The organism is Candidatus Korarchaeota archaeon NZ13-K (assembly GCA_003344655.1).
Lineage (GTDB): Archaea > Korarchaeota > Korarchaeia > Korarchaeales > Korarchaeaceae > Korarchaeum.
In genome coordinates this window covers 1-9,271 of the sequence record MAIU01000043.1, presented here as the reverse complement: position 1 = coordinate 9,271, position 9,271 = coordinate 1, and the positions used below count along the sequence as shown (strand labels likewise).

The window sequence follows — 9,271 nt, the reverse complement described above, 5'->3', positions numbered from 1 at the left end:
AGGGGGATATGGATGGACGAAGCCCTGAAGCTGCTCCCAGCCGATTACTGGAGGTTCTACATGCTCTACACAAGACCTGAGCAGAGGGACTCCAGCTTCTCATGGGAGGACTTCGAGTCGAAGGTGAACGATGAGCTGAATGATATAATAGGGAATCTAGCGCACAGGGTGCTCTCCTTCATAAGCTCGAGGTACGGGGGGCAGATCCCCCGGGTTCAGCTCGATGAGGAGTCCGCATCGTTCCTAGAGGAGGTCAGGGGGGTGGGGAAGGGGATAGAGGATGACCTGATGAGGGTGAGGCTGAGGGATGCCCTCAAGGGGCTCATAGAGATGGCCAGGATAGGAAACAGGTTCTTCAACAATAGGGAGCCCTGGAGGGATTTCGAGAGCAATAGAGGGAGGGCCGACTCCACCATACTAGCATCTTACCAACTCCTGAAGATATTGGCCTATTATATGCACATATTCCTTCCTTTCTCTGCTGAGAGACTATGGAAGATGCTCGGATTCGATGGCGAGCCTGATCGGGGGATCGCTTTCTCCGCGGAGGCCGTGGGCAGGGTGAGCTCCGTGGAGCCCCTCTTCAGGAAGATAAGGAAGGAGGAGCTTGTGGAGAGGTTGAGGCAGATAAGAGAGAATAGAGAGGTGCTTTCCGCGATGGAGATCCGCTGACTCCCTAACCCCTCCTCACGATGACCTCTATCTTTACCTCGCCCGAAGCCAGGGGATGCCCGGGCTTCATGGCCTGCACCACAACCCTGTACGTGGAGTTGCCGGTCACGTTCGCGCGCCACTCCAGAACAGCGCTCCCACTGCTGTCAGTCTTGGCGACCTCAGTCACAGTGGAATTCGGCCCTAGGGAAATGGCTAGCAACTTAACCTCACCAACTGGTCCCTCATCCGTTCTCGCCTTGACGAACACCCTGTTGGTGACCTCTGTGTAGTTCCCCGTCTCGCTCAGATCAACGACTAGTTTGGGTCTCTCCACCGAGAGATCGAGATGAATGGGGGCTGCCCCATAAACGCTAAAATAAGACTCCTCTGAAACCTCCCTACCGCTCAGAACTGCATATACCCTGAGGATGTGAAATCCGATCCTGAACTTTCCCTCCTCTATCCTCACGCTCCCCCTCATCTGACTGCTCGGACTCAGGGAGGCGGAGTAGACAGTCCTGTTGGTCACGGCATCTATGATCTCAATCCTGACCTCAGATGGGGCGGAAGGGAAGGAGAGGGTGAAGTTGAGTTGCCCACCCAAGGGAACAGTGCTCTCCTCGATGGAAATGATGAAGCTGGGTGAGTTCATCAAAGGCCAGGCCAAGAGCAACGCTACGAAGACGATGTTCAGGGATATGGCCGCTAACAACTTGGCATTAGCACGCATAGGTCAACCCGCAGGATCGTCCTAAAAAAGATTACCCTAACCGTTATATTTGAGGGAAGGGCCCATGAGACCGGTGCGCTGGGGTTGGAGAACAAGAAAGGGCTCGAGAGGATAGAAAGTCCAAGATACATATTCTTCGGACCCAACGCCATCTCAAAGGTCGGAGAGGTTCTGCAGAGCTTGGGTGTGAGCTCTCCGATAGTCGTGATAAGCGGGCCCAGCGTGACGAAGACCGTGGCGGAGGATCTCATCTCCTCACTGGAGCCGGAGCATAAGCTCTTTCACATAGCATCCGAGTCAGGGAGGTTCGAGGAACTTATGAACATGATAAAGCTCTCCGGTAAGGCGGGCGCCGGTCTGATCATAGGGGTGGGTGGCGGGAGACCGTTGGACATGGCCAAGCTGGTCGCGGCCGAGATGGGGGTCAGATATCTCGTGGTTCCGACATCGGCCAGTCACGATGGTATAGCTTCCCCAGCGGTAAGCTTCATACTATCCAAGGAAGTTGAGGCGAGGCTGGGGAGGTCTGTCAGGACGGAGGCCCCTACCGCGATAATAGCGGACACCACGATAATAAGCAGGGCATCCCCCATAACGTTCAAATCCGGTTTCGGGGACCTTGTCGCGAAAATAACCGCAGTTAGGGACTGGGAATTGGCTTACAAATTGAGAGACGAGCCTTACAGCGAGTACGCAGCATCAATGTCCCTCTTGAGCGCGAAGATAGCAATGGATCATGCGCACGAGATAGGGGTTCGCCTTGAGGAGTCCACCAGGATACTCGTCAAAGCCCTCATAGGGAGCGGGGTAGCGATGAGCATAGCAGGGAGCTCGAGACCGGCAAGCGGAAGCGAGCACATGTTCAGCCACGCGCTAGACATGCTCTCCTCGGAGCTAGGAGCTAAGGGATCACCTCACGGGATCCAAGTGGCGTTGGGGACGATAATGATGGCATACCTGCAGGGTCAGGACTGGAAGACCATAAAGGAGAAGTTGATAGAGGCCGGCGTCCCGACCACCGCCGAGGAGGCTGGGATAGACCCGAATCTCGTGATCAAGGCTCTGACAATCGCCCACAAGGTGAGGAGGAGGTATACGATACTCGGCACCTCGGGTCTGACCCCGAGCGCCGCCGAGAAGCTCGCTAGGGTGACAGGAGTGATAAGGTGATCAGGGAGGCGGAGATCATCAGAGCGGCTGATAGCAGGACGAAGATCAGCGTGAAGGCCAGGGAGTAGCGGAGAGACTCCAGAGTGCTCAGCCCTAGGGTCACCCGATGCACCTTGAACAGGATCACGGAGAACCAGATGAGAGAGAGGAGCGAGAGAATTGGAACCAGTATGTTCGGGAATGACGCGAAGTAGCTCAGGGTTTCCCTAGAGAACGCGAGGAGGAGATCCCTCCACTCGGAACCCTCGCAGGGTATTATCCTCCCCTCCGAGAGGGAAAGTAGAGCGCTATTGATCCCCCCGATGATCCCATATATTACTGAGCAGTTGCTTATTATGTAAAAATATTTCCTAGACCTCATCATCAGCCTCTTGGGCACGACCCTCGTGAAGAGCGCCGCAGTGAGCAGCCAGCTCGAGGAGATGATAAGCCAGGAGTACACCGCTAGGAGGCCCTTGATCCCCAGGAAGGCCTGGATCCTCTCATTGATCGTCGAACTCGAGCATGATATCTTGATGCTCAGGAGCAGTATGGACGTGGCGCTGAACGTAAGGAACAGGATGAGGGATAAGATGGGTCTCAGGGGATCCAGGTTCATCCCGAGATCAACTAGGTCCTCTCTTCTGCCCAGAAGGAAGCCCAGTGTCCTCAGGGGTAATACCTCCCGGTCGCCCTGGCCATGAGATCCAGCTTCGAACCCGGCTTGTTCACCCTGGGCCTGCCCGTGTCGGGGTCCCTCCTGAACGTAACATCCACCTCCATGAGGAACTCATTCAGCCCCTCCCTGGGGTCCTTGGGCCTGGATGCGTGACCCTCCTCCCCGGGTTTGCCCCTGAAGATCATGATCCTATCCGAAAAAGCTTCTATTGAGAGGAGATCGTGCTCCACAACTATAACAGCCTTCCTCTCTCCCTTTATCCTTCTCCTGACGGCTTTAGCCACGGAGAACCTCGCTTCTACATCCAAGAAAGCGCTGGGCTCGTCTATGAGGTAGATGTCCGCCTCCCTGCCGAGGCAGGCTGCCACCGCCACCTTCTGAAGCTCACCCCCGCTGAGCTCATCCAGGTACCTGTCCAGCAGCCTCTCGATCCCCAGCCTCCTCAGCACCTCGGCCCTGAAGTAGGCGCTCGAGTAGTTGGCCCCGGTCACTCTCCTAAGGAAGGATTCCACCGTCCCCTCGTAAGTGGGCCTGACGTACTGTGGCTTGTAGGAGACTCTCAGACCCTCCATGTAAATTGATCCGCTATCCGGCGAGAGCTCACCGGCGAGCAGTCTGACGAAAGTAGTCTTTCCTATCCCGTTGGGTCCCACAGCCACTATAACCTCACCTGCATATATCTCCCCTCCCTCAACATGCAGGGAGAAGCCATCGAATCTCTTCACCAGATCGGAATATGCCGCTATTATCTCCGAGGACGACTCTGATGGGGCCGTCCTCTGCGAGAAGGAGACGGGTTCCTCCCTGAACCTGACGTTGTCGTCCGGAAGGTAGCCATCTAGGAATATGTTGATGCCCTCCCTGGTCGAGTGCGGGTTGCTGACGACGCCATAGACCCCGGGCTCCCCGTAGAGTATGTGGACGTAGTCACTCAAGTAATCTAGGATTGCCAGATCGTGCTCCACAACGACCAGGGCCTTGTTGTCCTCCTGAAGATTCCTCAGGAGCTTGGCAGCCCTCATCCTCTGGAACACATCCAGGTAATTGGTTGGCTCGTCGAATATGTAGAGGTCCCCCTCCCTCAGGTAGGCCGCCGTGATCGCTAGCCTCTGCAGCTCACCCCCGCTCAGCTCCTTGACCTCCCTGTCCCTCAGCTTCTCAAGTTCCATGAGTGAGATGGCCTCATCATAGAGCCCTCTCTCGTCGATCCTCCTCAGCACATCCGAGACCCTGCCCCTGATAACCTCCGGTATCTTATCTATCCTCTCCGGCTTCAGTACAACCCTCACCTCGTTGTTGATCAGCCTCTTGAAGTATGTCTGGATCTCGGATCCCCTGAACCTCTCCAGGATCTCATCCCAGCTGACCTCCCTGTCTGTGACCCCAAGGTTCGGTTTGATCCTACCGGAGAGGATCGATATTGAAGTCGTTTTTCCAACCCCGTTCGGACCGACGAGTCCCACTATCTTCCCGAACCTCACCAAAGGGAGTCTGAAGAGGGTGAAGCCGTTCGGTCCGTATCTGTGGACCTCCTCCCCCTCCACGGGCTCCGGGAGCCTGATCACGGCCAGCGCGCTGAAGGGACACTTCTTGACGCACATGCCGCAACCCGTGCAGAGGCTCTCATCGATCAGGATGGTTGAATCCACGAGCTTTATCGTATCCTCCACTCCCATCCTGACCTCTGGACAGTACTTCATGCACTCAAGCCCGCACTTCTTGGGGTTGCACCTGTCCCTGTCGACCACAGCAAGCCTCTTACCGGGCAAGTGATCACCTCGAGAGGGAGAGCGCCTCCCTCCCGAGATCGTAAGCCCTCAGATTTAAATCCCGATACCTAGGGGGAGATAGCTCTTCGATGGCCCCTCTGACGATGTCATCAGGAAACGGCAGGGCTCCTATGGCCTGGGCAGCCCCTATGACCACGACGTTAGCCGCTATGTAGTCCCCTGCCCTCTCGGCCAACCCGTAAGCATCTATAACCTCTAACCTCTTGGGTCTCAGGCTCCTCAGATCCTCTATTATCTCCTCCAAGCTCGGTATCCTGGATCTCGATAGGTAGGCCGATGTGGGAGGTATAATATGGTCGCTCATCACGATTGCGGTCCTCTCAGAAATGTAGGAGGCCTGTCTGAGCGTCTCTAAAGGTTCCATTCCTATCAGCAGGTCCAGGGTTCCCTCGAGGATCAGCGGACTATGGACATCACTTCCTATTCTGAGCTCCGTCCTTATGGATCCGTACCTTTGGGACAGGCCGTGGACCTCGCTCTGGACGAAGTTCACACCCATCTTCAGGGCCGCCCTCGCCATCACATTCGTCGTGAAGAGTATGCCCTGGCCACCGACTCCGGCCACGATGACGTTGAACTCCCTTATCTCACCCAAGATTCACACCCCCAGCTTCTCCCTCCTCCAGTCGAGTGAGCCCTCCTGAGGCTCTATCGCCTCGTAAGGGCATACCTGGACGCAGGCACCGCAGCCGAAGCACACCGCAGGATCTATCTCGACCAAAGAGCCAGTATCCAAGAAGGCCGGGCAGGCGAAGGTGTTTATGCAAACCCTGCAGTAAGTGCACTTATCAGGATTCACCCTGTAGGCTATTATCCTCCTCCCCTGCTCCCTGATCCTCCTCACAGTCAGGAGGGCGCACTCCCTCCTGGTTATAACCACCGAAACTCCTTCACTCTTCAAGGCCTCCCTGAAGGCCTTCTCCGTCTCCTTATGATCGAACGGATCCACTACCCTAACGTAATTGACTCCCACAGCTCTAACGAGGGATTCCAGATCTATGCTGGGGGCCTCCCTGCCGATAGCATCGTAAGGGACGCCGGGATGCGATTGATGACCGGTCATCGCCGTGGTCCTGTTATCCATTATCACGACGAGCATCTTCCTTCTATTGTGCACAGCGTTTATCAGAGCTGGAATACCGGCATGGAAGAAAGTAGAATCTCCTATCAGGGCGACCACATCCTGTTGAGTGGCCAGGCTGACACCGTTGGCTATTCCAACCGAGGAGCCCATTGCATGGGTCACGTGCTCCACCTTGAACGGGGGCTGGAAAAGGAGCGCGTAGCAACCTATGTCACCCATGAACACGGCCCTCCCAGCGGCCCTCCTCAGGGCGTAACCTGCCGATCTGTGGGGGCAGGCCGGGCAGAGGATAGGTGGTCTCGCTGGAACTTTTCTGACAATTTCTGAGCTTCTTTTATCAATTTCATCGAAATCTATCGGGGATTCTATCCCGAAAGCTTTCGAGAATCCCTCCAGGACTGTCCTCACGGTGTACTCGTGGTACTGGGGCATGTGACCAGTTAGCTTCCCTATCACCTCGAGGTCAGGGGCATAGTCCTTGGCTATGGCCTTAACCCTGAGCTCAAGGAAGGGATCGAGTTCCTCAACAATGAACACCGTGCTTATCGATCTGAGGAAGTCCCCGATCGTGCGCTCAGGCAGCGGGAAGGTCATGCCCAGCTTGAGGACCTTGGCCTCCAGGCCAGAGAGCCTTAGGGCGTCCTTTACATGGGCGTAAGATACGCCCGATGTTATGATCCCTATGTCGGAATCCTGAGGTCCCTCGATCCTCGCGTAATTCCCTGAAATTTCTTGTATCTCTCTCAGCTTCTTCAGGAGCTCTATGTGATGTTTCCTAGCTATGGCGCCGACCTGGAGGTACCTATCGGGCTCCGGCGGCTCGAACACACCGACCGAGGGCTTAGCCGTTATCTCACCTAGCTTGACGGGCCCCCTCTGGTGATTCACCCTGGTCGTCGTCCTGATCATGAACGGTATCTTGTACCTGCTCGAGAGCTCCATCGCCTCCTTGGTGAAGTCCTTCGCCTCCTGAACGTTGGAGGGCTCCAACATTGGGAGGCCGGCTGCCTCACTGTAGTGCCTGTTATCCTGCTCATTCTGGCTGCTGTGACAGTGCGGGTCATCGGCCGAGACTATCACCATGGCCCCCGTGAGCCCCGCGTAGGTCAGGGTGAAGATCGCATCGGCCGCCACGTTGAAACCGACGTGCTTCATCATGGTCATGGATCTCAATCCGGACCAAGCTGCCCCTATAGCTACCTCTGTGGCGACCTTCTCGTTGGAAGACCACTCGAAGTAGATCCCAAGCCTCTTAGCGGCCACGGATAGGGCCTCTCCTATCTCTGTGCTGGGAGTGCCTGGATAGGCTGCAGCGACGTTGAGACCACCCTCGAGAGCCCCCCTGGCGATCGCCTCATTACCCAGTAGCACCTCCACCGTGTTGGGCGGAGCCAACAGGTCCCCCATGAGATCCCCTTCAGCATCACCCGTGAAACTTAAAACATTTCTCGCGATGCCATGACATTGAGGCCGCTACGCGATCCCACGATCCCCATCGGGAGGATCGTGCTGATTATCCCCCGAGCTCCAATCGGCCGATCCACCGGGAGGAGCATCGAGGGATAAGCGAACAAGTTAACTTCCCAGGATCGGTGAAGCTCGCTCATCCGCCTGACACTCACTTGAGGCCTAGGAAGTACCTGACTGTGGATTCCATAGCCCCCGCCGCCCTCGTGATGCTGTAGTATGCCGGTATCCCCTCCCTCCTCAGCTCCTTAACGGCCCTCTTGACGGGATCCCCTCCCAGGAGGATGGGTATCAGGGGCTTGCTGATGAGATCTTTCAGTTCGCTGATCATCGAGCGGAACTTCTCCAGCTCCAAGGGATTCGTTTCACAGTAGACAACCACTATCAGATCGAACTCGTCGCTATGCAAGTTGCTGCTCTCTATGACACCCCTGAATATCTCCGGACTCGCCTCGGAGGTCAGGTCGATCGGGTTCCTAGCTGAGGACCCCTCGGGCACGAAGATCCTTATGTCATCGAGGAAGGACTCACTCAGCACAGGTATCTCTATGCCGGAGCCCTCGAGGGATCCCAAGAGCAGGTTCACAGCTCCTGCGCTGTTCGTCAAGATGAGGGCCCTCCTCCCTCTCACCCTTCTCTCCGTGAACATCGAGGATATATCCAGGGCCTTTGTGAAGTCCTTCAGGACAAGCAAATCCTTCCTCATGGGCTCAAGCCTCTTGATAATCTCTCTGGAACCTGTTATCACGATAACTGGCTTCCTCTTAAGAGATTCCCTCAGACTATCCGTGAAGGCCCTCGGATCCCTCAGGGTCTCGACTTGAATGACTATGGACTTCACGCCATCATCCTCACTGAGGTGTCTCAGGATGTCATGATCATCGACATCCGCCTTCCCACCGGTGCCTACGACCACCGAGAACTCAAGCCCCTCCGAGAGCCCGTGGTTCACGGCTGCCATCCCCAGCGTCTTGGATTCGGAGATTAGGGCGATTCCTCCTCCCCCAGCGTTCAGGGGAAGGGGCGTGACGTTCAACCTGTTCCCCGAGTGATAGACCCCGAGCGATGAGGGTCCCAGCGCGCGCATCCCGTGCCTCCTTGAGGCATCCCTTATCACATCGACGAGGGGCCCCCCTCTCCTGCCCGACGATACTACCGCAACCTTGACGCCCTTGGCCCCCAGCTCCTCGAGGGTTTTAGGGATGTACTCCTCCGGTGTTGAGATGAACGCGAGATCCACATCGTCCGCTACATCGAGAACAGACCTGTAACACCTTATATCCTGAACCTCGGCATACTTGTGGCTTATGGGATATATCGGGCCCCTGAACCCGCACCTGACGAGGTTGCTCATGACCTCATGCCCGATCCTCCCAGGGGTCTTTGAGACTCCGACTATGGCTACGGACCTAGGATTGAATAGATCCTCCAGTGAGGCCTTCCTTCCGCTCACCCGCTCACCTCACTTCGATGACACGGCCCTCCATAACGCGTCCCCTGCATGGTGAATATTTTTAATAGTTTTGCCCCTCTCCCTGGCCTCACCAGAAGGTCTGAGGGCGATCCCCACCGCTATCACGGCCCTGAGCCTCTCATCGACTACCGCCACCAGATCCCCCTCCCTGAAGCTGCCCTCCACCTCCTTCACCCCCGGTCCCATCACGTCGGCCCCGCTGGCTATGGGCTTGACAGCGCCAATGTCCACGACCACCTTGGGC

The 9,271-nt window shown here is 56.4% G+C and carries 9 protein-coding genes; 2 read left to right on the top strand and 7 right to left on the bottom strand.

The genetic code is table 11. The annotated features are described in order from the left end of the window. On the top strand, window positions 1-672 hold a 672-nt coding region (locus tag BA066_05235; protein RDD53290.1), incomplete at its 5' end, for a methionine--tRNA ligase. 4 nt (window positions 673-676) lie between these two features. Here the strand turns inward: BA066_05235 and BA066_05230 are convergent. Next, entirely contained in the window at window positions 677-1,384 is a 708-nt protein-coding gene (locus BA066_05230; GenBank protein ID RDD53288.1) for a hypothetical protein, read from the bottom strand. A 129-nt stretch (window positions 1,385-1,513) separates the two neighbouring features. Between BA066_05230 and BA066_05225 the strand changes: the two genes are divergently transcribed. Continuing rightward, complete coding sequence (locus BA066_05225; protein ID RDD53289.1) at window positions 1,514-2,554, top strand: iron-containing alcohol dehydrogenase; 1,041 nt, start codon at window positions 1,514-1,516, stop codon at window positions 2,552-2,554. Here the strand turns inward: BA066_05225 and BA066_05220 are convergent. From BA066_05220 to BA066_05195, 6 genes are all read right to left on the bottom strand, one after another. After that, the gene (locus BA066_05220) at window positions 2,529-3,152 is read right to left on the bottom strand and encodes a hypothetical protein (protein RDD53287.1); all 624 of its coding nucleotides are present in this window, start codon (window positions 3,150-3,152) and stop codon (window positions 2,529-2,531) included. The genes BA066_05225 and BA066_05220 overlap by 26 nt on opposite strands. A gap of 50 nt (window positions 3,153-3,202) precedes the next feature. Beyond that, window positions 3,203-4,981 (bottom strand): ribosome biogenesis/translation initiation ATPase RLI, encoded by a 1,779-nt coding sequence (locus BA066_05215; protein ID RDD53286.1) that lies wholly within the window; start codon window positions 4,979-4,981, stop codon window positions 3,203-3,205. A 4-nt stretch (window positions 4,982-4,985) separates the two neighbouring features. Beyond that, window positions 4,986-5,597, bottom strand: a complete 612-nt coding sequence (locus BA066_05210) for an indolepyruvate ferredoxin oxidoreductase subunit beta (GenBank protein ID RDD53285.1) — start codon at window positions 5,595-5,597, stop codon at window positions 4,986-4,988. Between the two features lie 3 nt (window positions 5,598-5,600). Next, window positions 5,601-7,493: an indolepyruvate ferredoxin oxidoreductase subunit alpha gene (iorA, locus tag BA066_05205; protein ID RDD53284.1), complete on the bottom strand. Its 1,893-nt coding sequence runs from the start codon at window positions 7,491-7,493 to the stop codon at window positions 5,601-5,603. 211 nt (window positions 7,494-7,704) lie between these two features. Then, window positions 7,705-9,006, bottom strand: coding sequence for a hypothetical protein (locus tag BA066_05200; protein ID RDD53283.1), 1,302 nt, complete (start codon window positions 9,004-9,006; stop codon window positions 7,705-7,707). A 9-nt stretch (window positions 9,007-9,015) separates the two neighbouring features. After that, window positions 9,016-9,271 (bottom strand): RNA-binding protein (locus tag BA066_05195; protein ID RDD53282.1); only part of this gene is annotated, 256 nt, incomplete at its 5' end.